Genomic DNA, 22,309 nt, shown 5'->3' with positions numbered 1-22,309 from the left:
GCCTTACCTAACCTAACAGGAGTCTTTACAAGATCCGCCACACCGGTAGGTTGGTCACCGTGCGGAACGAACTGACGACGGTGCGTCGTACTGCCGTCGCCATCGCGCTCGCGCTGTTCGCTGTTTTGGCGCTTCACCCGGCCTGCCCGCCGGAGCCCGCCCACCACGGCGCGTTCACGCCCGGCATCTCCGGGGAGTTCTGCCACCACGGCGACACCCATCACCTGTCGGCGGCCGTGCCCGCCCAGGCAGCCGTTCAGGCGAACGCCGCCTCGCTGACCGCGCCCGACGTGGACGTCGCGGTCGTCCCGCGTCCCACCGCCACCGCGCAGTCGCGTCCTGCACGCACCGAGCACTCCCGCTCGGGACGCACACTGCTGCACGACCTGGGCATCTCCCGAACGTAGGCCGATCGACTTTTCGCGTGCCGTGGCAGGACTCTCGCGGTCCTGCCGCGCTGACGCACGCCTTCGAACCGGCCTGTCCCCCATCTTCACCGAGGGAATCCCCATGTCTGTTCCCGTTCTGGACCGCAACACGCCCGCGGGCATCGTCGGCAACACGCCCGTGCTGTGGATCGACGAGCTCTCCCGCACGTCCTCGTCCGGTTTCTGGGCGAAGCTCGAGAGCGCCAATCCCGGTGGTGGCATGAAAGACCGCGCCGCCCTGCACATGATCGGCCGCGCACTCGAACGCGGTGATCTCCTTCCCGGCGGCCACATCGTCGAGTCGACCAGCGGCACGCTCGGCCTCGGCCTGGCGCTCGCCGGGGTCGTGCACGGCATTCCCGTCACGCTGGTGACCGATCCCGGCCTCGAACCGATCATCCGGCGGATGCTGCGTGCCTACGGCGCCACCGTGGACCTCGTCGAATGCCCGCATCCGACCGGAGGCTGGCAGGAGGCGCGGCGTTCCCGGGTGGCGGAGCTGATGGCTTCCCTGCCCGGCGCCTACTGCCCCGACCAGTACAACAACCCGGACAACGTGGCCGGATACGCACCTCTCGCGCACGAGCTGGCCACCCAACTCGGCCATGTCGACGTGCTGGTGTGCGCCGTGGGCACCGGCGGGCACTCCGCAGGCGTGGCGTCGGTGCTGCGCCGGCACTTCCCGTCGTTGCGGCTGGTCGGCGTCGACACGATCGGCTCGACGATCTTCGGTCAGCCCGCGCGGACCCGGTTGATGAGAGGGCTCGGGTCGAGCATCTTCCCGCGCAACGTGGACTACCCGGCGTTCGACCAGGTGCACTGGGTGAACCCCGGCGAGGCCGTGTGGGCGTGCCGGACGCTGGCCGCGCGGCACTACGCGAGCGGTGGCTGGAGTGTCGGTGCCGTGGCGCTCGTGGCGTCCTGGCTGGCGCGGACCTCTCCGGCCGGCACGCGGATCGCCGCCGTGTTCCCGGACGGGCCGCAGCGGTACTTCGACACGGTGTTCAGCGACGAGTACTGCGCCGCGCACGGGTTGCTGGACGTGGTTCCGGCGGCGGACCCGTTGGAGATCTCCTCGTTGGGCGAGCGGGAAGTCCTGTCGTGGACCAGGTGTCGGTCCATTGTGGACCCGCTGGCGGTGACGGCGTGATCACGCAGTTCCGCTCGTTCGACCGCAGCGTGCAGTTGTTGCTGCTCAACCAGTTCACCATCAATGTCGGCTTCTACATGCTGATGCCGTACCTCGCCTCGCACCTGTCCGTGACGCTCGCGCTGGCCGGATGGGCCGTCGGACTCGTGCTGGGAGTGCGGAACTTCGCGCAGCAGGGCATGTTCCTGATCGGCGGCACGCTGGCCGACCGCCTGGGGTACAAGCCGTTGATCGTGGCGGGCTGCGCACTGCGGACCGGCGGGTTCGCGTTGCTCGGGCTCGTCGACGGACTGCCCGCGCTGGTGATCGCTTCGGCGGCCACCGGGTTCGCCGGGGCGTTGTTCAACCCCGCCGTGCGCGCGTATGTGGCGGCGGATGCGCGCGAACGGCGGGTCGAGGCGTTCGCGTTGTTCAACGTCTTCTACCAGACCGGAATCCTGGTGGGCCCGCTGATCGGGCTCGCGCTGACCGCGGTGGACTTCCGGCTGACATGCCTGGTGGCGGCCTTCGTGTTCCTGGTGCTGACCGTGCTGCAGTGGCGGTCGTTGCCGACGCGGACCGGCACACCGTCCGGGGACTCCGTGCTCGCGGACTGGCGGGTCGTCGCGGGCAACCGGCGGTTCGTGCTGTTTGCGCTGGCCATGACCGGGTCCTACGTGCTGTCGTTCCAGGTCTACCTGGCGCTGCCGCTGGCCTCGGGGTCGGCGGTCCTGACGGCCGTGTTGTTCGCGGTGTCGGGCGTGCTGGCGGTCGTCGGCCAGCTGCGGGTCACAGCGTGGGCGCGGACGCGCTTCGGCCCTGATCGGTCGCTGGCGGTCGGCATGCTGGTGCTCGGCCTGGCGTTCCTGCCTGCGCTTTTCGGCGGCTGGACCGGGCTGATCCTGTGCGCGGCGCTGCTCGCGCTGGGCACGATGGTGGTGTTCCCGTTCGAGATGGACAAGATCGTCTCGCTGTCGGGTGACCGGCTCGTGGCCACCCACTACGGCCTCTACAACACGGTCGTGGGCGTCGGGATCCTGCTCGGCAATCTGCTCACCGGAATCGCGTTCGACGCCGCCGCGCGCGCGGGTGTGCCATGGGTGCCTTGGCTCGCTCTCACGTCGGTGGGACTCGGGTGCGCATGGGCGCTGAAGAAGCTGGCGTCCCGTGTCGATTCCGAGCTCGTTCCTTCGACGAGTTAGCAGAGACAGGACTTCGGACCGGAGGACGCCATGATCGCCAACCTCATCGCGACGCTGGTCGAGGAAGACCTCGCCGAGGACGACGGCGTGCTGGCGCCCGACGACCGCCTGACCTGTCATGTGCACGGGAGATGGATCCACCAGTGCGTCTCGTCTCCCGTGCACGTCAACCCGGTCACGCGATATCGCCATCGCCGCGCGACCGGATTCTGGTGTCGCGACTGCGACGCCGAGCTGGGCGTGGTGGTCGACGAGCTCTCCGGTGAGGTCGCGATGCGCTGCCCCCGCTGTGGGCGCGGGGGCAGCGCCGCCACCGCCCGGCTGATCGCCGCCTGCCGTGCCTCGATCGAGGCACGCCGGGCCGCCTGATCGGGTGAGAAAGCCGGGTTCGGCCCGCGACCTCAAGGACGACCGGGTTGCTCAGCCGCTGAACCCCGTCGGCTGTTCGGCCGTACGCCTCCTCAGAAGTTGTTCCCGACTCTCCGAGGAGGCCGCGTGCCCGGCCGACGTGCTGCAAGGACAACCGCTATGGCCGCCGTGGTCGCCGCGACGGTGGTATCGATGCCAACGGCGCACGCGCAACCGGCCGACGAGGCGCTCAAGACGTACACCGAGCTGACGCACCACGCCGAGAAGCTCACCCAGGACCACCTCAAGGCCCAGGGCGACCTCACGAAGGCCAAGACCATCGTGGGCCTCGCGACGGAGGCGGAGAAGAAGGCGCTGGCCGAGTCCGAGCAGTACCGCGGCCAGGTCGACGTGCTGACCACGGCCTCGTTCGAGGGTGCTCGTCTCGGCAACCTGTCGGCGTTCCTGACCTCGACGTCCCAGCAGGACTTCCTGGAGCGGATGCAGGCGATGAACATCATCGCCTCCGACCACAACGCCGCTGTGGCGCGCATGAACGCCAAGCTGAACGCCGCGCAGAAGGCCCGCTCGGACGCCACGGCCGCGGCCGCCGCGGCGGAGAAGCTCGTCACGGACGTGTCCGCCCGCAAGGCGGAGATGGACCAGCAGGTGGCGGCCGCGCGCACCAAGTACCAGTCGTTGTCCGCGCCGCAGAAGCAGACGCTCGCGACCACCGGTCCCAAGGTCACCGTGAACGCGCCCGCCGGCGCGGCGGGAAAGGCGCTGGACTTCGCGCTGAGCCAGCAGGGCAAGCCGTACGTGTTCGGTTCGAACGGGCCCGACTCGTGGGACTGCTCGTCGCTCACGCAGGCCTCGTACCGGGCCGCCGGGGTGTCCATCCCCCGCGTCACCTACGACCAGGCGAAGATCGGCCGGGCGGTGGGCCGCAACGAGGTCGCGCCCGGTGACCTGATCATTTACTACTCGGGACAATCGCACGTCGCGATGGCCGTGGACAGCGTTCGTGCGGTGCACGCGTCCACCGAGGGCATCCCGGTGAAGGTTGCGAACATCGATTCGATCGGTCCTATTTCGGTGATCCGCCGGGTTGTCGGGTGACCATTCTCTCCTACCCCGCGATAAACCGACGTAGACGACTGTGAGAGCGTGCGTCCGGTGAACTGGTGAGGATCCGGTGGTGGACGAACACAAGGTCATTCCGTAACCTGTCCGAGACCTTCGGCCCAGCAGTTAACCCACTCGGGGCACACGCCAAGGTTGCCGCCCACGCGCAGTAGTTGTCGCGAGGGCGGCTGCCAGGAAGAAGGAGGACCCGCGACGTGGTGTCGCAACCCTCACGCCGTGCAGTGCGTGGAGCGTTCGTCGCGACGGCTGCCGTCGTCGCCGCTGCTCTGCCCACGACCCCGGCCACCGCACAGCCTTCGCCGTCCGACGCGCTCAAGAAGTACAACGAGCTGTCCGAGCAGGCGTCCAAGCTCAACCAGGACCACCTGAAGGCCCAGGGCGACCTCGCGGCCAAGCAGGCTGAACTGGACAAGGCCAAGGCCGACCTGGCCAACGCGCAGAAGGCCGAGGACTCCCTCCGCGGCCAGGTGGACGTCCTCACGGAGTCCACGTTCCAGGGCGCACGCTTCAACCAGATCTCCGCGCTGCTCGTCAGCGACTCCCAGCAGGACTTCCTCAACCGCATGTCGGCCATCAACATCCTGGCGACCGACAACGCAGAGGCCCTGAAGGGACTCACCGACGCCGTCAACGCCGCGGACGCCGCGACGAAGACGGCCAACGAGGCCACCGAGGCGTCCAAGAAGCTGCTCGGCGAGATCGAGCAGAAGAAGGCCGACCTCGACAAGCAGCTCGCGGACGCGCAGGCCCAGTACCGGTCGCTGAGCCAGTCGGTCCGCAACCAGCTCGCCCAGAACGGCGACATGTCGAACATCTCGGTCCCGGCCGGCACCGCGGGCAAGGCCCTGGAGTTCGCCCTCGCACAGCGCGGCAAGCCGTACGTCTACGGCTCCAACGGCCCGGACAGCTGGGACTGCTCGTCACTGATCCAGGCCGCGTACCGCTACGCGGGCGTGTCCATCGGCCGCACCAGCTACGCCCAGGCGGCCGTCGGTCGCCCTGTCAGCCGTAGCGAGGTCAAGGCCGGCGACATCATCGTCTACTACTCCAGCCAGTCCCACGTGGCCATGGCGGTGGACGGCATCCGCGCGGTGCACGCGTCGACCGAGGGTGTGCCGGTTCGGATCGCCGACATCGACTCGATCGGCCCGATCAGCACCATCCGTCGCATCGAGGGCTGATCACCCGCTTCCGACGCCCTCTCCCCGCCGTTCGGGGAGGGGGCGTTCTGGGCACCGGTGGTGCTTCCGGCGCGACGCACCGTCCGCGCCGGAAGCGGCACGGGTTACGTCGCCGGATCCTGACGCGCGATGGCGAAGGCCGGGTTGCCCTCCGCGTCCTGGCGCACGTCCAGCACCTTGTCGTCCAGGTACTGCGCCGCGGCCGGTTCCATGATGACCTTGGCGCCCGCGTCGGCCGTGACCACCTGATCACCGTCGGCGGCTTCGCTGAGGGACAGTTCCAGGGCTGCTTGGCTGTTGTGGTCGGCGGCCAGTGCGAAGCGCAGGCCGACGCCGTCGTCGGTGGCGGCTGACTGCGACGTCAGCTCGTTGATGACCTCGGCAGCCATCGGCGTCACTTCGAGCATGTCGGGCCCTTCATCAGGCAACGGGAAACTCGTCACGTGTTCCCGCCCTGTGCCCGGTTCAATCACCGTTCACCGAAGACGCAGGTAAGACGGCATGTGCCACACGATGAGCAGCACGCGAAACTCGGTTCGGTCGTGACCACACGCCGAGCGCAGCCCTGTCGCTGATCGAAGGCCTCTAAGCGACGCGATGCGCCGGCCGCGACACCTCGTTCCGCACGTGACCGCACGCCGAACACACCCGCGGCACCGGAATGAGCTCCGCCACCAGCCGCCACGAGTCCGCGAACGACGGCGCCTCCTGCCCCGGCACCAGCAGGCTGTCGAGCACCTCCTGCCGGCGGCGGCCCTTCTCGCGGCTGCGTTCGACCGGGTCCCGGCGGTGGGCCAGGGCACGCGACTCCGCACGTGCGCGCTCACCCTCGGTGCCGAGGGCGCCGCCGCGGCGCGGGGCGTTCAGGGCGGCGTTGCGGCGGTTCACGCGGAACCACTCGCCGAGCGACATGCCCGTTAAGGGTGGGCGGGCGAGGCGGGCACCGTCCGCCGTCCACACCATCAGGCGGGCACGCAGGAACTCGTGGGCCACCTGCGCGCGCGAGCGAGGCCTGCCCTGGCGCGTGCCATCCGGGCGGGTGTCGACGGCCACCAGCAGGGCATCGACGCTCCAGCCCGCCTTGAACCACGGCTCCAGGAGGCGGCGGATCCACCGGCGGTCGGCGTCCGGCCACGAAGCTCGCACGCACAGGGACTCGACAGCGGTGTCCACGTCGGAGTCGGTCGACGGCACCACGCGGCCCGGCCAGCGACTCGGATCGATCTGCATCGGAACCTGACCTCCCATAGCACGCACGAACATCTGTTCGACATGGTGCCACGCAGGTCTGACAAAAACCGAAGACTCACGCCCTGACCAGGCGAAACATCACCCGACCAGCACAGCCGCACCCGTTACCCGGCCCGCGCGGAGGTCCGACAGGGCCAGGTTCGCCTCGGCCAAGGGATACGGCTGAACGGCCACCGACAGCCGGTGCGAGTCGCAGAACGACAGGAACTCGGCGGCGTCGGCCCGCGTGTTCGCCGTGATCGACCGGACCTGCCGCTCCTGGAACAGGTGCCGCGAGTACGACAGCGTCGGCACGTCGGACAGGTGGATCCCGGCGATCGCCAGCGTCCCACCCCGGTCCAGCGCCTCCAATGCGGGCGGCACCAGCGTCCCGACCGGCGCGAACAGCACCGCCGAGTCCAGCAGCACCGGAGGAACGTCAGCGGAAGCCGAGGCCGCCCCCAAAGAAATGGCCAGCTCACGAGCGGCTGCGGACCGGGTCACCACGTGCACCTCGTACCCGCGGGCGATGGCCACCTGCGCCGCCAGATGGGCAGACCCGCCGAACCCGTAGATCCCCAACCGCCCACTGTCAGGAACACAGGCACGCTTCAACGCCCGATATCCGATGATCCCCGCACACAACAACGGCGCCAAAGTCTCGTTCGAATATCCCGCAGGCAGCCGAAGCGCATAAGCAGCAGGAACGACCGCAAATGACGCATAACCACCGTCAGCGTCCCACCCGTGTACAGCGACGACGGGCACAGGTTCTCGTCACCGCGCAAACAGAACCGGCAAGACTCGCACGTGTGCCGCAACCAGGCGATTCCAACGCGCTCACCGACGACGAAGTCGCCGGCCGCGACCACGACCTCACCCACGACCTGATGGCCCGGCACGACCGATGGCCGGTGCACGGGCAGATCCCCGTCCACCACGTGCAGATCGGTCCGGCACACCCCGCAGGCGAGCACCCGCACCAGCAGCTCCCCCGGCGCGGGTGAGGGCACCGGGACATCCACCAACCGCAGCGGCGTGGTCTGCCACGAAAGCATGATCTCCAGGTTAGCCTGCGGAAATGACGCACGACGAGCCCCACGACGACGTCACCGGCGATCGGATGAACTGGCTGCGCGCGGGTGTTCTCGGCGCGAACGACGGCATCGTCTCCACGGCCAGCCTCGTAGTAGGTGTCGCCGGTGCGACCACGGACAAGGCCCAGATCCTCATCGCCGGACTGGCGGGGCTCTTCGCGGGCGCGATGTCCATGGCGTCCGGCGAGTACGTCTCCGTCAGCAGCCAGCGCGACGCAGAACGCGCCCTGCTCGCCAAGGAACGTCAGGAGCTCAAGGAGATGCCGGAGGAGGAGCTCAAGGAGCTCGCCGACATCTACCAGGAGAAGGGCCTCGACCCGGAGACCGCGCACGAGGTCGCCCAGCAGCTCACCCAGCACGACGCCCTGGCCGCGCACGCCGAGGCGGAGCTCGGCATCGACCCGGACGAGCTCACCGACCCGTGGGGCGCCGCCATCGCGAGCTTCATCTCGTTCACCGTCGGCGCACTGCTCCCGCTCGCCGCGATCATCCTGAGCCCCACCAGCCTCCGCGTCCCGATCACCGTCGTCGCCGCGGTCGCCACCCTGGCGCTGACCGGCTACGTCAGCGCCAGGCTGAGCGGAGCGCCCCCAAAGCGCGCGATCGTCCGCAACGTCGTGGGTGGACTGATCGCCATGGGTGTCACGTACGGCATCGGCTCGCTCGTCGGCCAAAGCATCGGATAGGGCCGAACTGGGTATTGCCCAGGACATGAGCGAAGAACGTGGCGCGTACATCTCCGAGGACACCGAGGACTTCGAGGCCCTCGACGAGGACAACATCAAGCACGACCCGCTGGAGACCGAGCCCGAGGAGGGCTGGGCGGAGTCGGACAAGTACGGGATGACCGAGTACGAGCAGGCCCACCCGCGGCCTCTCGAGGACCGGCTCAAGGAGGAACGGCCGGAGAGCGGCGAGGACGACGAGTCGGGTGCATGATCGAAGCATGAGCCTCGGCATCCCGGAGAAGATCACGGCGTTGCTGTTCGACCTCGACGGCGTGCTCACCAGCACGGCGGTCCTGCACCGCAAGGCGTGGAAGCAGACGTTCGAGAGCATGGGCCAGCCGTTCGACGAGCAGGACTACCTCGCCTACGTCGACGGCAAGCCGCGCTACGACGGCGTCCGCAGCTTCCTCGCCTCCCGCGGCCTCACGCCGCCGGAGGACGAGATCCGCCGGATCGGCGACCAGAAGAACGACCTGGTCAACCAGATCATCGACGAGGAGGGCATCACGCCCTACCCCGGTTCGGTCCGCTACCTCCAGGCCGCACGCGAGGCCGGTGTGCCCATCGGCGTGGTCACGTCGTCGGCCAACGCCATGCGCGTGCTGCGCGCGGGCAACCTGCTGGACTACGTCGACGCTTTGGTGGACGGCAACGTGATCGTCGCGTCGAACCTGCACGGCAAGCCGGAACCGGACTCGTTCATCGAGGGCGCCAGAAGGCTCAAGACCGCACCGGACAACGCCGCCGTCTACGAGGACGCGCTCGCGGGTGTCGCGGCCGGGCACAAGGGCGGCTTCGGGTTCGTCGTCGGCGTGGACCGCGGCAACCAGGCGGAGGCGCTCAGGACGAACGGCGCCGACGTGGTCGTCAACGAGCTCGACGAGCTGCTCTCATGAGCTACGCGATCGAACCGTGGCAGCTGCGCTGGCAGGGCCTCGCCGTGGACCAGCTGCACCGCACCGAGTCGACGTTCGCGTTGTCCAACGGCCACATCGGCATGCGCGGCACCCTCGACGAGGGCGAGCCGCGCGGTCTTCCCGGCACGTACCTCAACGGCTACTACGAGGAACACCAGCTGCCGTACGGGGAAGCGGGCTACGGCTATCCCGAGGCCGGCCAGACCGTCGTGAACGTGACCGACGGCAAGATCATCCGGCTGCTGGTCGAGGACGAGCCGCTGGACATGCGCTACGGCAACGCGATCGAGCACGAACGCGCTCTCGACTTCCGCTCCGGCACGCTGCGCCGCCGCACGCTCTGGGAGTCGCCGACCGGCCGCCGGGTGATCGTGCGCAGTGAGCGGCTCGTGTCGTTCACGCAGCGCGCGGTCGCCGCCATCCGGTACGAGGTCGAGCCGATGGACGACGTGCAGCTCGTCATCCAGTCCGACCTGCTGGCCAACGAGCCGACCATCCACCGCACCAACGACCCCCGCGTCGCGGCAGCCCTGGAGTCGCCGCTGGTCGACGACTTCACGATGGCCGAGAAGACGCGGGCGGTGCTGTGCCACCACACCAAGGTGTCCGGCCTGCGCATGGCCGCCGCGATGGACCACGAGATCGACATCGAGGGAGGTGTCGACGTCCGCACGGACATCCGCGCCGAAGCCGATCTCGCGCGCTTCACCGCGGCCGTCGACGTCGCAGGGGGCTCCTGCCTGAAGATGAACAAGTACCTCGGTTACGGCTGGTCCGGCAAGCGCTCCACGCCCGCACTGCGCGCGCAGGTCGAAGCGGCTCTGGCCGGGGCGCTGCAGACCGGGTGGGAGGGGCTTCTCCGGGAGCAGCGGGACTTCCTCGACGACTTCTGGCAGGTCGCCGACATCGAGATCGAGGGCGACGACGAGCTGCAGCAGGCGATCAGGTTCGCGTTGTTCCACATCCTGCAGGCCGGTGCCCGCGGCGAAACCCGTGCCATTCCGGGAAAAGGTCTCACCGGCCCCGGCTACGACGGCCACGCCTTCTGGGACACCGAGATGTTCGTGCTGCCGGTGCTCACCTACACCCTGCCCGACGCGGCCCGCGACGCGCTGCGGTGGCGTCACTCCACATTGGACAAGGCCAGGGACCGCGCGCAGGTGCTGGGGCTCAAGGGCGCCGCGTTCCCGTGGCGTTCGATCAACGGCGCCGAGTGCAGCGCGTACTGGCCGGCGGGAACGGCCGCGTTCCACGTCTCCGGCGACGTCGCCTACGCCACCCAGCAGTACCTCAACGCCACCAACGACGAGGACTTCGACCGCGACCAGGCGACGGAGATCCTCGTGGAGACCGCGCGGTTGTGGTGCTCGCTCGGCCACCACGACCGGCACGACGGCTTCCGCATCGACGGCGTGACGGGCCCGGACGAGTACTCGGCGATCGTCGACAACAACGTCTACACCAACCTGATCGCCCAGCAGAACCTGCGCGCCGCCGCCGACGCGGCGGAACGCCACCCGGACAAGGCGAACGCCACCGAGGACGAGATCACGGCCTGGCGCCGCGCCGCCGACGAGATGGCGGTTCCCTACGACGAGATGCTCGAGGTGCATCCGCAGGCGGACAACTGGACCAAGCACGCGGAGTGGGATTTCGACAACACCCCGGAGGAGAAGTACCCACTGCTGCTGCACTTCCCGTACTTCGACCTGTACCGCCGCCAGGTGGTGAAGCAGGCGGACCTCGTGCTCGCGATGCACGTGCGCGGTGACGCGTTCACGGCGGAGGAGAAGGCCCGCAACTTCGCCTACTACGAGGCCAGGACCGTCCGGGACTCGTCGTTGTCGGCGGGCACCCAGGCCGTGCTGGCAGCGGAGGTCGGCCACCTCGGGCTGGCGTTCGACTACCTCGTCGAGGCCGCGTTCACCGACCTGCACGACCTGCACAGCAACGTCAACAACGGCCTGCACATGGCATCGCTCGCGGGGGCGTGGATGGCGTTGGTGGCCGGGTTCGGCGGCATGCGCGACCACGGCGGCGAGCTGGCCTTCGCGCCGCGGCTGCCGGAGTCGCTCACCCGGTTCTCGTTCCGGATGGCCTTCCGGGGCACCAGGATCGCCATCGACGTGTGCGCGACCGAGGCCACCTACCGGATCGTGGACGGCACCGAGCTCAGGACGAAGCACCACGGCGAGCCGATCACGATCACGGCGGGCAACGCGGTGACCATGCCGATCCCGGCGGCTCCCGAGCTCGAACGGCCGAAGTCGCCGTTCGGCCGGGAGCCGCGCAGGCACCAGTAGCGTGTCGCGGCTTGGTTGTGCTCCGTTGAGTCGGGCAGGGTGCTCGTCACCGAAAGCCCGGATGGTCGCGCTCATGCACGTCGCTGCCGAGATGGCGGTAGAGAAATGCTGACGCAAACGTTTTCTGATCACCCAACTGCTGCCAACCGTGCAGTTGGGAAGCGCGACTGCCACGCTCTACCAGCCGAGGCGGGAGACCTGGTAGTGCGCTATCAGGTCTCCCCTGACCAGCACGCTCAGGTTCACGGTGATCGTCGGCCGGTCGACAAACGAGAAATCGACCTCCAGATAGCCGAGCACCACGTTCTCGGCGATCTGCCGCGTTTCGAGAATCTCGTACTCCGCTTTCAGTCCGAAGGGCTGAGAATCGTAGTACCGGGCAATTGCTTCCCGCCCGACTCCGTAGGGCTTGAGTCCCTGGAAAATCGCGTCCTCGGTGAAGTTCGCGGCCACGCGCTCCGGTTCGTGCGCGTCCACGGCGTCCTTCCACCGGTTCATGACGTCGGTGAGGGCCATGTCAGTGCCCCGCGCTCTGGCCGCCGTCGACGTGCAGGATCTCGCCCCGATCCGTACCGGCCGCGACCCGGACAGCTGGCGCGCGTGCCGCCGCAGCTCGTCGGCCCGCTCCAGCAACGCCCGCACCTCCGGCACCAGCGCGGCACCGGCGGCGGTGAGGGCGACGGTGCGGCGGTCGCGGGCGAACAGCGGCACACCGAGATCCCGTTCCAGCGCTTTGATCTGCTGCGACAACGACGGCCCCGCGATCAGCAGGCGCGCCGCCGCCCGGCCGAAGTGCAGCTCTTCTGCGACCGGGAGGAAGTACCGGAGTTGACGCAGTTCCACGCCTCGCATCCTAGGAGGCCGAGGCTCTCACGCGGTGCTCACAGCTCGAGCACCACTTTCACATCTCCCGGCCGCTGCTCGAACGCCTCCACATAGGACTCCAGCGGAACTCGCCGAGTGATCATCGCGGACAACCAGTCGTCGTCCGCCCGGTCCAGCACGGCCGCGGCCTCGCGGTAGTGCCGGACGTTGGAGTTGACCGTTCCGAACACGATCCCGTTGCGCAGCACCAGATCCCGGTTCGCCTGGCCGAGGTCGACCGGCACGACCTCAGTGGACGGCACTCCGGTCAGGCACACCAGATCACGCCCGAGCAGCCGAGCCACCAGCGACGGCGCCCCGGTCGCCTCGATCACGACCGGATGATCGGGCAGCTTGCGGTGGTAGGTCGCGCCGAGCGACTCCACCAGCTCGGGCTTCGGGCCGTCCACCGCCAGGTCGAACACGTGGACGTCCAGCCCGCGCTGCACCCCGATCAAGGCCGCCAGCAGCCCGATCGGCCCCGCACCGGTGATCAGCACGCTCTCGAACGGGAACAACGCCAGCTGATCCAGCCGCTCCCACGCCTTCACGACCACCGAGGCCGGTTCCACGAGCACGCCCGTCGAAGAGCTGACACCGACGGCATAGGTGGCAGGCACTGTCCACAACGTCGAGCCGTAGCCGTCGAGGCCGGTGATCCCGCGCTCGGTGTACTGACCGTTGCGGCACAGGTCGAACTCTCCACGCGAGCACGCCACGCACGGCACCGGGTCCGGACGCCGCACCACGCCGGCCACCAGCGAGCCCGGCTCGAACCCGGGGCCGCTGATCACCCTGCCCAGCGACTCGTGTCCGATCACGAGAGTCCCGCCGGTACCGAACTCGCCGCGCACGATCTCGCGGTCGGTTCCGCAGATCCCGATGGCCAGCCCCTCCACCAGCAGGTCCTCCGGTCCCGGCACCGGATCGGGCAGTTCGGTCAACGACAGCGATCCGGGTTGTGCAAGATCCACGGTAAGCGCGCGCATGAGAACCATTCTTGACATATCAACGCGATCACGCCGAGTATGAGAGCGCTCTCACGACCCCTGTCTCAGTGAGGAGATAGTCGATGCGCAAGCTCCTGCTGCTCGCGACATCGGCCCTGCTTGGGCTGACAACGTTGTCCCCACCCGCACACGCGGCTCCACCGAACCTGCTCCCGCTCACCGTCACGAACAACTCCGGCCGTGGCGACGCGGTGTTCCTGTACATCACGGGCGAGATGAACGGCAGGCTCGGCTACGTCAACGCGAGCGGCCAGTTCACCCCCTGGTCCGGCGGCACGGTCCCACCGTCGCCCGCGCCGGACGTCTCGATCCCCGGCCCCGGCAACGGCGGCAGCCGGACCCTGCAGATCCCGATCAACCTCGCCGGCGGCCGGCTCTACATGTCCTTCCGGGACAAGCTGAAGTTCGGCCTGGTGCCGAACGGACTCGTGCAGCCCGCGCCCTGGGCGGCGGGCGATCCCAACCGCGACATCCTGTTCGACTGGAGCGAGTTCACCTACAACGGCGGCGGGTTGTGGTTGAACAGCTCCCAGGTCGACATGTTCTCGGTGCCGCACGCGGTCGAGGCGACGTCGCAGGCGGGCGCCACCAAGCGGACCGGCCAGCTCGTCTCGGGTGGCCGCAACCGCGTCTTCGACCAGCACCAGCAGCTCGGCGGCGACTGGGCACGGCTGGTCCACACGCGGTCCGACGGCACGCGGCTGCGCGTCCTGAACCCCAGCAAGGGGCTCGACGCGGGCGTGTTCTCGAGCTCGTACTTCCAGAACTACGTCAGCAGCGCGTGGTCGACGTACGCGAACACGCCGTTGACCGTTGTCCCGTACCAGAACGAGCCGAACCGCAAGTTCACCGGCCGCACCAGCGGTGGCGTCCTCACCTTCACCAACACCGCGGGCCAGCAGGTCGCGTCGTTCCAGCAGCCGTCGACGCGGGACGTCCTCAACTGCGACGGCAGGCTCGCAGCGCCGAACAACGACGTCGGCGCGATCTCGCGGTCGCTGTGCGCCGCGCTCAACCGCTCGACGCTCGGCTACCTGCACACCCAGCCGACCTACGACGCGAGCCAGTTCTACACCCGCTCGACCACCAACCACTACTCGAAGATCGTGCACGCCAACATGGTCGACGGGAAGGCGTACGGGTTCGCGTTCGATGACGTCGGCGCCTTCGAGTCGCTTGTCCACGAACCCAACCCGCGTTCGGCCAAAATCACGCTGACCGCATTCTGAACCGAAGCAATCTTGCTTTTGATCGACTTTCACTCCACTGTGTGAGGCGCCGTCGCCGCGGCTCTCACACAGTGGAGTCGTTGTGTGCGTACAGGTCCTGCTGGTCGAAGACGACGAGCGAATCCGGCAGGCGCTGAGCCTCGCGTTGTCCGACGAGGATTTCACGGTTGACGAGGCGGGTTCGGGTGAAGAGGCATTACGGCGTCTGGAGACGGAACGGTTCGACGTGGTCCTGGTCGACCTCACGCTGCCCGGCATCGACGGGCTGGAGGTGGTGCGGACCCTCAGGTCACGCGGTGACCTGCCGATCATCGTCGTGACAGCGCGAACGGACGCGCACGACGTGATCGCCGGACTCGAGGCGGGAGCGGACGACTACGTCACGAAACCGTTGATGGCAAGCGTTCTCGCGGCACGGATCCGCGCGTTGTTGCGAAGACGCGGTCCCACCCGGGACACGGTTCGAATAGGCGATCTGGAAATCCGTCCGCAGGAAGGGCTCGTACACCGAGCGGGCGAACGGGTTCATCTCACCCGCACCGAATTCCGACTGCTGCTGGAACTCGCTGGTGCGGGCGGCCGAATCGTCACCAGAGAACAGTTGCTGCAAAAGGTTTGGGGATATGACTACTTTGGTGACACCCGGCTGCTCGACGTGCACATAAGGAGGCTGCGCCGCAAGGTGGAGGCCAATCCGGACGACCCGGTTCTGGTGCTCACCGTGCGCGGTGCCGGGTATCGGATCCGCTCGTGAGACTCACGTTGCGCTGCCGGGTGACGCTGTCGTTCGGCTTCGGGCTGCTGGTCGTGACGAGCGTGCTGGCGATCGCGACGTGGAACCTCGCCTCCGGCTACATGCTGCGGCAGCGAGAGGTGAGCGCGACGCGGCAGGCCGAGGTCAACGTGCGGCTGGTCGAGAGGTCGCTGTCCTCACCGGGACTCGACGAACTGCTCACCGGCCTCACCACCGGCCCCGACTCGTCGATCCTCGTGCTCAGCCCCGCGGGCATGGTGACGGCGGGCCGTGCGGTCGAGCCGTCGCAGCTGCCGCCGGACCTCGTGCGGCACCCGCCCGGCCAGGAGCGGATCACCGTGGACGGCCGGCCCGTCATCGCCGTGACGCGGCGCGTGGCGGGTGATGCCGTCTACGTGGAGCTGTTCCCGTTGCAGCAGCTCGATCGCACGTTCGGGTTCCTCGGCGGGGTGCTGATCGCGGGCACGATCGCGTCGGCGCTGCTCGGGGCCGCGCTGGGTTCGTGGGCGTCGAAACGCGCGCTGAAACCCCTGGCGGAGCTCAGCTCCGCCGCCGGGAGGATCGCCGGCGGTGATCTCGGCGCCCGGTTGCCCGACCAGGACGACCCGGACCTGGCGGCGCTGGCGGCGAAGTTCAACTCGACGGCGCACGCGTTGGAGCAACGGGCGTTGCGGGACGCCCGGTTCGCCTCGGACGTGTCGCACGAGCTGCGCTCGCCGTTGACGACGATGGTCAACGCGGGCGCGGTGCTCCGCCGGCGTCGCGAGCACCTGCCGGGAACCGCCGGCACCGCCCTGGAACTGCTCACCTCGGAGGTGGACAGGTTCGCCCGAATGGTCGTGGACCTGCTGGAGATCTCCCGTGCCGACCAGACCGACGACTACGAACCCGAGGAGCTCGAGCTGAGCGCGTTGGTGCGCAACGTGATCGCCACGCGCTGGCGGGCGGTGCCGGTGTCGGCGACCCCGGTACGGGTGCGCGGCGACCGGCGGCGACTCGACCGCGTGCTGGCCAACCTGATGGAGAACGCCGAACGGCACGCGGGCGGCGCGATCTTCGTGGCGGTGCGGCAGGACGGCGAGGTGGCGCGCGTCGAGGTCGAGGACGACGGTCCGGGAGTGCCGGAGGCGTTGCGGGAGCAGATCTTCGAACGGTTCGCGCGCGGGAGACCCGGCAGCCGCGGTGACGACACGGGTAGCGGGCTCGGGCTGGCGCTGGTCCGCGAGCACGTGCACCGCCACCGCGGCCGGGTATGGGTGGAGGACCGTTTCCCGCGCGGGGCGCGGTTCGTGGTCGAGTTGCCGGCTATTACGAAGTCCTGACGTCATCGGCCGCGGGAGCGCGGCTTTGCCGTGTGCGGTCCTACGGTCGAGGGATGCGAGTACTGATCACCGGCGGGGCCGGGTTCATCGGGTCGCACGTCGCGGACGAGCTGGCCGCACAGGGTCACGACTGCGTGCTGCTCGACGCGTTGCTGCCCGAGGCGCACGGCATGGTTCCGACACTCGACCACAAACTTGTCATCGGCGACGTCACGTCACCCGACGTGCTTCGCCCCCTTTTGTCCACTGTGGACGCTGTGTGCCACCAGGCGGCGATGGTCGGCCACGGCGTCGACCCGTTCGACGCGCCTTCGTACGCGCGGCACAACGACCTCGGCACGGCCGTGCTGCTGGCCGAGATGTACCGGGCCGGGGTGTCGCGGCTGGTCCTCGCGTCGTCGATGGTCGTCTACGGCGAAGGGCGGTACCGGTGCCTGTCGCACGGCGTCGTGCGAGCCGAGCGGTCACCCGGCGACCTTGCCGGGGGAATCTACGAGCCGCGGTGCTTCTGCGGTGACTTCGTCGTGTCGGAGCTGGTGCCCGAGGACGCTCCGCTGGAGCCGCGCAGCACCTACGCCGCGACGAAGCTGGCGCAGGAGCACCTGGCGGCGGCGTGGGCACGGCAGACGGGCGGCAGCGTGTGGGCGTTGCGGTACCACAACGTCTACGGCCCGCGGATGCCCCGCGACACCCCGTACGCCGGTGTCGCCTCGATCTTCCGCTCGGCACTGCAGAACGGCGTGGCTCCGCGCGTGATGGAGGACGGCAGGCAGCGGCGCGACTTCGTCCACGTGACGGACGTGGCGCGGGCCAACGTGCTGGCGCTGGCGTCGCCGCGGCCGGGGTTCGAGGCGGTGAACGTGTGCTCCGGCTCGCCGCACACGATCGGTGAGCTGGCGTTCGCGCTGGCCGACGCGTGTGAAGGGCCGACGCCGGAGATCGTCGGCGGGGCACGGCCCGGCGACGTGCGGCACGTGGTCGCGTCGCCCGCGAAGGCGTTGGACGTGCTGGGTTTCGAGGCTCAGGTCGGGTTCGCCGACGGTGTGCGGGAGTTCGCCTTCGCGGAGCAGCGGGAGCCGGTCACCAGTTCGTGAGCACCAGGTGGTTCACCGCCAGGGCCGTGACGGCCTGGGCGGTGAGCCACCGCTTGTCGAGCTTGGCGGTGCCGGCGAGGAGCCAGACGGCGAACGGCAGCCAGATCCGTTCGGTCTCGGCCTTGCTCAGGCCGGACAGGTCGGCGACCAGGATCGCGATCGCTGCCGCGACGACCCACTTGTCCTTGCGCAGGCCCCTGATTCCGGCCGGACCGATGACGAGCGCCAGTGCCGCGAGGTTGGCCCACACCCAGTACCAGTACGGCCTGATGTCGCCGATGCCCTGGTAGTAGCGCACTTTGACGAGCTCGTAGCCGTCGAGCCACCAGAAGCCGCTCACCGCGAACGCCACCACGACCGCGAGCGCGCCCGCGACGGCCCAGCCGATCCTCCTGCCGGCCGCGACGATCGCGAGCGGGGCGAGCAGCACCAGGCCGTACGACAGGAAGACGCACCAGCCCAGCACGACGCCGCCCAGCAGCGGGCACCTGGTGAGCAGGTAGATCCCAACGGCCGCGACGCCCATGAACATGCCGTCCGCCGACGCCCCGACCCAGACCGCGCCGGGGAACAGCACGAGGAACGGCAACACCGCGTTGTTGTTGAGGGCCTTGGGAATCGCGACGACGGCGAGCGACCCGACCAGGACGCAGACGATCGACGCCGCCGCGCCGCCGCCGAGCCCGATGCGGTCCAGTGCGACGAACGTGAGCAGTGCGCCCGGTGGGTGCCCGGAGACGTGCGTGGTCCACGAGTCCGGCTGGAAGTCCAGGATTCGTTCCGTGAACCCGCGGAGCATCGCGGGGATGTCGGTGACGCCGGGAACCTCGTGCAGGTACTCGTCCACGGTCGTGAGCCTGGTGACGAACCTGTCCCAGCCGTCGATCATCGCGAGCGAGAACGTCCACAGCGTCGCTGTCACGTAGGCGATCGGCAGCGCGAACCGGTGCCGGGCGAGCTCGGGTCCCTTGGCGACGACGAGGAAAGCGATCAGGAGCGCCGCGGGCGTGCCAGGGCCGACGTGCGGCTTCCAGTCACCGAAAAGTGGTGCCGCGGAGGCGAACAGGAGACCTGGGTCGTGGGCGTTGACGATCAGCCCGACGATGACGGCGGCCGTGACGAGCAGCCCGGCGGCGGTCAGCGCCGCGACCGGCCCGGCAGGGCGTCTCGCGGCGAACCGCGGGGCAAGCGACACCATACGCACCGCGCCCAACCTAGAGGGTCTCGCGGGCGTCCGCAGGCCACGCAAGACAATCGTAAGAACTCTTTCGTGCGTCACAATTCCGTAAGCACCACAACACTTTCCGATGGTCCAGGGTGGACGCATGGATGTAGTGCTCCCCTGCCTGGACGAGGCCGCCGCACTGCCCGCGGTCCTCGCCGCCCTGCCTCCCGGCTGCCGCGCGATCGTCGTGGACAACGGGTCTGTCGATGGTTCCCCCGCCGTGGCCGAGGCCTGTGGCGCGCTGGTCGTGCACGAGCCACGCCGCGGCTACGGCGCCGCCGTGCACACCGGTCTGCTCGCGGCCACGTCCGACCTGGTGGCGTTCGCGGACGCCGACGGCTCGTTGAGCCTCGCCGAACTGCCCGCGATGGCGGCTCTGCTGGACGACGCCGACCTGGTGGTGGGCCGCCGGGTGCCGGTCAGCTCCGGGGTGTGGCCCTGGCACGCGCGGGCGGGCAACGCCGTGATCGCTTCTTTGTTGCGTCGCCGAGGCCTCGACGTGCACGACATCGCGCCGCTGCGGGTGTGCCGCCGCTCGGACCTGCTGGCGCTGGACGTGCGGGACCGCGCGTTCGGCTATCCGCTGGAACTCCTGGTCCGCGCCGCGTCGGCCGGCTGGCGGGTGCGCGAGGTCGACGTGACCTACGGGCCGCGGGCGGCGGGGACGCGGTCGAAGGTGTCGGGTTCTGTGCGCGGCACGTTGCGGGCGGCGCGGGACATGGCGGGAGTGCTGCGGTGAGGTTCTGTCTGCTGATCACGGCCAAGTCACCGGTCCCCGGCCAGGTGAAGACGCGCCTGTGCCCGCCGCTGACACCGGAGGAGGCCGCGGACGTGGCGGCGGCGTCGTTGCTCGACACGATCGACGCCGCGCTGGCCACGCCCGGTGCGGTGCCGGTGGTGGCGCTGGCCGGTGTGGTGCGGCGCGACGACGTGCGCAACGCGCTGGCGCAGTGCGTCGTGATCCCGCAGCGCGGCGAGACGTTCGCGGGCCGGCTGGCGCACGCGCACGCCGACGTCGCGCGGTTCGGGATGCCGGTGCTGCAGATCGGGATGGACACGCCGCAGGTGACGCCCTCGCTGCTGGCGTCCTGCGCGGAGTTCGAGGAGGCGGCGCTCGGGCTCGCGCTCGACGGCGGCTGGTGGGCTTTGGGCTTGCGCGATCCGTTGCGCGCCTCGGTGTTGCGGGACGTGCCGATGTCGCGGGCGGACACGGGTGCGCGGACGTTGGACGCGCTTCAGGGGTTGAGGACGCGGAGGTTGCCGGTTCTGTCCGATGTGGACACGATGACGGATGCTCGCACGGTGGCGGCCCAGGTGCCGTGCGGACGGTTCGCCGCGACGCTGACCGAGATCGCGGCCGTGACCCGATGATGTTCGACCACGCCCTCCAGGGCACCCCCAGCTGGCTCGACCTCGCCGGAACCACTCCCCGCGAGCTCTCCGTGGCCCGCTGGCAGGCCGACGCCGACGGAGGCGACGAGGTCCTCCTCGACGCCTGCACCGGCCCCACGCTCGACGTCGGCTGCGGCCCCGGCCGTCTCGTCGCCGCCCTCCTCGCCCGCGGCGTCCAGGCTCTCGGCGTCGACGTCTCCCCGGTCGCGATCCGGCGCACCACCGAACGCGGCGGCGTCGCGATCCGCCGCAGCGTGTTCGACCTGCTGCCCGGCGAAGGGCGCTGGCACCACGTGCTGCTCGCCGACGGCAACATCGGCATCGGCGGCGACCCGGCCGCACTCCTGCGCCGCGTCAGGCAGTTGTTGCGCCCCAGCGGAACCGTCGTCGTCGAGGTCGAGCAACCTGGCTCCGGCCTCACGATCGGCCAGGCCCGCGTGCGCACGGAAGGCACGCTGGGCACGTGGTTCCCGTGGGCGTGGAGCGACGCGGAGTCCGTGCCGGCGGACGGGTTCTTCCTGCTGTGGCAGGCCGAACGCGCCGGTCGCTGGTTCGCTTGCTGGGAACGGTTGTGAAGACGTTCAGGGCGCCTGCCCACCACAAGGGCGTGACCAGCCGGGTCGGCACGTGGCTGGGCATCACGTTCGGCCTGTGCTTCGTCACCGGTCTGCTCAGCCACGGCGTGCAGAACGGCTGGCCGTGGCCGACCCGCCCGGTCGATCTCTACCGGATCACCCAAGGGGTGCACGTGATCTCCGGGGTCGCGTCGATCCCGTTGCTGCTGGCCAAGTTGTGGAGCGTCTACCCGAAGCTGTTCGAGCGGCCGCTGATCAGGAACGTCCCGCACGCGCTGGAACGCGGCTCGATCTTCGTGCTGATCGCGGCGTCGTTCTTCGAGCTGGTCACCGGCCTGTTCAACGCGGCGCAGAACTACCCGTGGTCGTTCTACTTCCCCACCGCGCACTACGCCGTGGCGTGGATCGCGATCGGCGCCCTGCTGCTGCACATCGCCGTGAAGATCCCGCTCATCCGGCGCTCGCTCGAACCCGCGTCGACCGAGAAGACCATCCTGTCGCGGCGGGCATTCCTGCGCACGACCGCGTTGACGACCGGTGTCGCGATCGTCGCCACAGCAGGGGTCACGGTGCCGTGGCTGCGCAAGATCTCGGTGCTGGCATGGCGATCGGACGGCGACCTTCCGGTGAACAGGACGGCGAAAGCCGCGAACGTCGTGGTGCCGCCGGACTGGCGGCTGACGGTCGGAGACAAGAGCTATTCGTTGGCAGAGCTCAAAGCCATGCCGCAGACGACCGTCGAGCTGCCCATCGCGTGCGTCGAGGGGTGGAGCCAGAACGCCACCTGGACCGGCGTGCGGATCTCCGAGTTGGTGAGCGGCGGCGACGTGCGGGTCGAGTCGCTGGAGAAGGACGGGCTGTACCGGGCGACCACGCTGCCAGAGGCCTTCGCGCGGGATCCGCTGACGGTGCTGGCGCTGCGGCTGGACGGCGAGGAGCTCACCCCGGACCACGGGTATCCGTGCCGGCTGATCGCGCCGAACCGGCCGGGTGTGCTGCAGACCAAGTGGGTCACGTCCCTGGAGGTCCGGTGAGAGTCATCCTGGGAGCCGTAGGCGTTGGACTTGCTGCTTGGGGAGCCTGGCTGCTGCTCCCGCAGATCACCGTCGAGTTGCTGGTGTGGCTCGGTGGCGGT

General features: G+C 69.3%; 24 protein-coding genes and 1 pseudogene. 18 read left to right on the top strand and 7 right to left on the bottom strand.

Features of this window, described 5'->3' with window-relative positions; translation table 11 throughout:
• The first annotated feature begins 59 nt into the window (after window positions 1-59).
• The 6 genes from JOD27_RS35195 (at window position 60) to JOD27_RS35170 (ending at window position 5,434) form a co-directional block, all read left to right on the top strand.
• A complete protein-coding gene (locus tag JOD27_RS35195) occupies window positions 60-407 on the top strand; it encodes a hypothetical protein (RefSeq protein ID WP_204766641.1) in 348 nt (115 codons plus the stop codon).
• A 103-nt stretch (window positions 408-510) separates the two neighbouring features.
• Window positions 511-1,578: a PLP-dependent cysteine synthase family protein gene (locus JOD27_RS35190; RefSeq protein WP_204766640.1), complete on the top strand. Its 1,068-nt coding sequence runs from the start codon at window positions 511-513 to the stop codon at window positions 1,576-1,578.
• Window positions 1,575-2,759 (top strand): MFS transporter, encoded by a 1,185-nt coding sequence (locus JOD27_RS35185; RefSeq protein ID WP_307830507.1) that lies wholly within the window; start codon window positions 1,575-1,577, stop codon window positions 2,757-2,759. Before JOD27_RS35190 ends, JOD27_RS35185 begins: the two co-directional genes overlap by 4 nt.
• A gap of 30 nt (window positions 2,760-2,789) precedes the next feature.
• Window positions 2,790-3,128 carry a hypothetical protein gene (locus tag JOD27_RS35180; protein ID WP_204766639.1) on the top strand — a complete coding sequence of 113 codons (339 nt, stop codon included), beginning with the start codon at window positions 2,790-2,792 and terminating at the stop codon, window positions 3,126-3,128.
• Window positions 3,129-3,287: 159 nt separating this feature from the next.
• Window positions 3,288-4,226, top strand: a complete 939-nt coding sequence (locus tag JOD27_RS35175; RefSeq protein ID WP_204766638.1) for a C40 family peptidase — start codon at window positions 3,288-3,290, stop codon at window positions 4,224-4,226.
• A gap of 248 nt (window positions 4,227-4,474) precedes the next feature.
• Window positions 4,475-5,434 (top strand): C40 family peptidase, encoded by a 960-nt coding sequence (locus tag JOD27_RS35170; RefSeq protein ID WP_307830506.1) that lies wholly within the window; start codon window positions 4,475-4,477, stop codon window positions 5,432-5,434.
• A 104-nt stretch (window positions 5,435-5,538) separates the two neighbouring features.
• Here the strand turns inward: JOD27_RS35170 and JOD27_RS35165 are convergent, their stop codons facing one another.
• From JOD27_RS35165 to JOD27_RS46945, 4 genes and pseudogenes are all read right to left on the bottom strand, one after another.
• Window positions 5,539-5,841: an iron-sulfur cluster biosynthesis protein gene (locus tag JOD27_RS35165; protein ID WP_204766636.1), complete on the bottom strand. Its 303-nt coding sequence runs from the start codon at window positions 5,839-5,841 to the stop codon at window positions 5,539-5,541.
• A gap of 178 nt (window positions 5,842-6,019) precedes the next feature.
• Window positions 6,020-6,664, bottom strand: a complete 645-nt coding sequence (locus JOD27_RS35160; protein WP_204766635.1) for a hypothetical protein — start codon at window positions 6,662-6,664, stop codon at window positions 6,020-6,022.
• A 99-nt stretch (window positions 6,665-6,763) separates the two neighbouring features.
• Window positions 6,764-7,432, bottom strand: a complete 669-nt coding sequence (locus JOD27_RS35155; RefSeq protein WP_307830505.1) for a zinc-binding alcohol dehydrogenase family protein — start codon at window positions 7,430-7,432, stop codon at window positions 6,764-6,766.
• 17 nt (window positions 7,433-7,449) lie between these two features.
• Window positions 7,450-7,722 (bottom strand): annotated as a pseudogene (locus JOD27_RS46945) (alcohol dehydrogenase catalytic domain-containing protein); the annotation flags it as partial.
• A gap of 23 nt (window positions 7,723-7,745) precedes the next feature.
• Here JOD27_RS46945 and JOD27_RS35150 point away from each other — a divergent pair.
• The 4 genes from JOD27_RS35150 to JOD27_RS35135 are packed head-to-tail and all read left to right on the top strand — an operon-like array spanning window position 7,746 to window position 11,709.
• Window positions 7,746-8,447, top strand: a complete 702-nt coding sequence (locus JOD27_RS35150) for a VIT1/CCC1 transporter family protein (RefSeq protein ID WP_204766634.1) — start codon at window positions 7,746-7,748, stop codon at window positions 8,445-8,447.
• 25 nt (window positions 8,448-8,472) lie between these two features.
• Window positions 8,473-8,700 carry a hypothetical protein gene (locus tag JOD27_RS35145; RefSeq protein ID WP_204766633.1) on the top strand — a complete coding sequence of 76 codons (228 nt, stop codon included), beginning with the start codon at window positions 8,473-8,475 and terminating at the stop codon, window positions 8,698-8,700.
• Between the two features lie 7 nt (window positions 8,701-8,707).
• Window positions 8,708-9,385, top strand: a complete 678-nt coding sequence (locus JOD27_RS35140; RefSeq protein WP_204766632.1) for an HAD family hydrolase — start codon at window positions 8,708-8,710, stop codon at window positions 9,383-9,385.
• Window positions 9,382-11,709, top strand: coding sequence for a glycoside hydrolase family 65 protein (locus JOD27_RS35135; RefSeq protein WP_204766631.1), 2,328 nt, complete (start codon window positions 9,382-9,384; stop codon window positions 11,707-11,709). The genes JOD27_RS35140 and JOD27_RS35135 overlap by 4 nt, the downstream gene beginning before the upstream one ends.
• Window positions 11,710-11,886: 177 nt before the next feature.
• Here the strand turns inward: JOD27_RS35135 and JOD27_RS47285 are convergent, their stop codons facing one another.
• Window positions 11,887-12,552, bottom strand: coding sequence for a LysR family transcriptional regulator (locus JOD27_RS47285; RefSeq protein WP_372441780.1), 666 nt, complete (start codon window positions 12,550-12,552; stop codon window positions 11,887-11,889).
• A gap of 38 nt (window positions 12,553-12,590) precedes the next feature.
• Window positions 12,591-13,562, bottom strand: a complete 972-nt coding sequence (locus JOD27_RS35120; protein WP_204766630.1) for an alcohol dehydrogenase catalytic domain-containing protein — start codon at window positions 13,560-13,562, stop codon at window positions 12,591-12,593.
• A gap of 83 nt (window positions 13,563-13,645) precedes the next feature.
• On the opposite strand from JOD27_RS35120, the gene JOD27_RS35115 reads away from it, so the two are divergent.
• The 4 genes from JOD27_RS35115 (at window position 13,646) to JOD27_RS35100 (ending at window position 17,982) form a co-directional block, all read left to right on the top strand.
• The gene (locus JOD27_RS35115; protein ID WP_204766629.1) at window positions 13,646-14,812 is read left to right on the top strand and encodes a beta-1,3-glucanase family protein; all 1,167 of its coding nucleotides are present in this window, start codon (window positions 13,646-13,648) and stop codon (window positions 14,810-14,812) included.
• An 82-nt stretch (window positions 14,813-14,894) separates the two neighbouring features.
• Window positions 14,895-15,566, top strand: a complete 672-nt coding sequence (locus JOD27_RS35110; protein ID WP_204766628.1) for a response regulator transcription factor — start codon at window positions 14,895-14,897, stop codon at window positions 15,564-15,566.
• Complete coding sequence (locus JOD27_RS35105) at window positions 15,563-16,888, top strand: sensor histidine kinase (protein WP_204766627.1); 1,326 nt, start codon at window positions 15,563-15,565, stop codon at window positions 16,886-16,888. The genes JOD27_RS35110 and JOD27_RS35105 overlap by 4 nt, the downstream gene beginning before the upstream one ends.
• Before the next feature lie 53 nt (window positions 16,889-16,941).
• Window positions 16,942-17,982 (top strand): NAD-dependent epimerase/dehydratase family protein, encoded by a 1,041-nt coding sequence (locus JOD27_RS35100; RefSeq protein ID WP_204766626.1) that lies wholly within the window; start codon window positions 16,942-16,944, stop codon window positions 17,980-17,982.
• On the opposite strand, the gene JOD27_RS35095 is transcribed toward JOD27_RS35100, so the two are convergent.
• Window positions 17,969-19,180 carry a hypothetical protein gene (locus JOD27_RS35095; protein WP_239570378.1) on the bottom strand — a complete coding sequence of 404 codons (1,212 nt, stop codon included), beginning with the start codon at window positions 19,178-19,180 and terminating at the stop codon, window positions 17,969-17,971. The two genes, JOD27_RS35100 and JOD27_RS35095, sit on opposite strands and share 14 nt — an antisense overlap.
• 127 nt (window positions 19,181-19,307) lie before the next feature.
• Between JOD27_RS35095 and JOD27_RS35090 the strand changes: the two genes are divergently transcribed.
• Genes JOD27_RS35090 through JOD27_RS35075 form a run of 4 tightly spaced genes read left to right on the top strand, consistent with a single transcriptional unit; the run spans window position 19,308 to window position 22,208 of the window.
• A complete protein-coding gene (locus tag JOD27_RS35090; RefSeq protein WP_204766625.1) occupies window positions 19,308-19,946 on the top strand; it encodes a glycosyltransferase family 2 protein in 639 nt (212 codons plus the stop codon).
• A complete protein-coding gene (locus JOD27_RS35085; protein WP_204766624.1) occupies window positions 19,943-20,578 on the top strand; it encodes a TIGR04282 family arsenosugar biosynthesis glycosyltransferase in 636 nt (211 codons plus the stop codon). The genes JOD27_RS35090 and JOD27_RS35085 overlap by 4 nt, the downstream gene beginning before the upstream one ends.
• Window positions 20,575-21,174 carry a class I SAM-dependent methyltransferase gene (locus JOD27_RS35080; protein WP_204766623.1) on the top strand — a complete coding sequence of 200 codons (600 nt, stop codon included), beginning with the start codon at window positions 20,575-20,577 and terminating at the stop codon, window positions 21,172-21,174. Before JOD27_RS35085 ends, JOD27_RS35080 begins: the two co-directional genes overlap by 4 nt.
• The gene (locus tag JOD27_RS35075) at window positions 21,171-22,208 is read left to right on the top strand and encodes a molybdopterin-dependent oxidoreductase (RefSeq protein WP_307830504.1); all 1,038 of its coding nucleotides are present in this window, start codon (window positions 21,171-21,173) and stop codon (window positions 22,206-22,208) included. The genes JOD27_RS35080 and JOD27_RS35075 overlap by 4 nt, the downstream gene beginning before the upstream one ends.
• Window positions 22,209-22,309 lie beyond the last annotated feature (101 nt).

The organism is Lentzea nigeriaca (assembly GCF_016907955.1).
Lineage (GTDB): Bacteria > Actinomycetota > Actinomycetes > Mycobacteriales > Pseudonocardiaceae > Lentzea > Lentzea nigeriaca.
The sequence above is the reverse complement of the archived record's forward strand: the minus strand, read 5'-3'. Positions and strand labels throughout refer to the sequence as shown.

Coding starts and splice junctions, on each gene's coding strand:
- JOD27_RS35145 (WP_204766633.1), top strand. CDS start 8,473: ATGAGCGAAGAACGTGGCGCGTACATCTCCGAGGACACCGAGGACTTC.
- JOD27_RS35100 (WP_204766626.1), top strand. CDS start 16,942: ATGCGAGTACTGATCACCGGCGGGGCCGGGTTCATCGGGTCGCACGTC.
- JOD27_RS35190 (WP_204766640.1), top strand. CDS start 511: ATGTCTGTTCCCGTTCTGGACCGCAACACGCCCGCGGGCATCGTCGGC.
- JOD27_RS35120 (WP_204766630.1), bottom strand. CDS start 13,562: ATGCGCGCGCTTACCGTGGATCTTGCACAACCCGGATCGCTGTCGTTG.
- JOD27_RS35150 (WP_204766634.1), top strand. CDS start 7,746: ATGACGCACGACGAGCCCCACGACGACGTCACCGGCGATCGGATGAAC.
- JOD27_RS35165 (WP_204766636.1), bottom strand. CDS start 5,841: ATGCTCGAAGTGACGCCGATGGCTGCCGAGGTCATCAACGAGCTGACG.
- JOD27_RS35090 (WP_204766625.1), top strand. CDS start 19,308: ATGGATGTAGTGCTCCCCTGCCTGGACGAGGCCGCCGCACTGCCCGCG.
- JOD27_RS35080 (WP_204766623.1), top strand. CDS start 20,575: ATGATGTTCGACCACGCCCTCCAGGGCACCCCCAGCTGGCTCGACCTC.
- JOD27_RS35180 (WP_204766639.1), top strand. CDS start 2,790: ATGATCGCCAACCTCATCGCGACGCTGGTCGAGGAAGACCTCGCCGAG.
- JOD27_RS35135 (WP_204766631.1), top strand. CDS start 9,382: ATGAGCTACGCGATCGAACCGTGGCAGCTGCGCTGGCAGGGCCTCGCC.
- JOD27_RS35140 (WP_204766632.1), top strand. CDS start 8,708: ATGAGCCTCGGCATCCCGGAGAAGATCACGGCGTTGCTGTTCGACCTC.
- JOD27_RS35095 (WP_239570378.1), bottom strand. CDS start 19,180: ATGGTGTCGCTTGCCCCGCGGTTCGCCGCGAGACGCCCTGCCGGGCCG.
- JOD27_RS35175 (WP_204766638.1), top strand. CDS start 3,288: ATGGCCGCCGTGGTCGCCGCGACGGTGGTATCGATGCCAACGGCGCAC.
- JOD27_RS35115 (WP_204766629.1), top strand. CDS start 13,646: ATGCGCAAGCTCCTGCTGCTCGCGACATCGGCCCTGCTTGGGCTGACA.
- JOD27_RS35160 (WP_204766635.1), bottom strand. CDS start 6,664: ATGCAGATCGATCCGAGTCGCTGGCCGGGCCGCGTGGTGCCGTCGACC.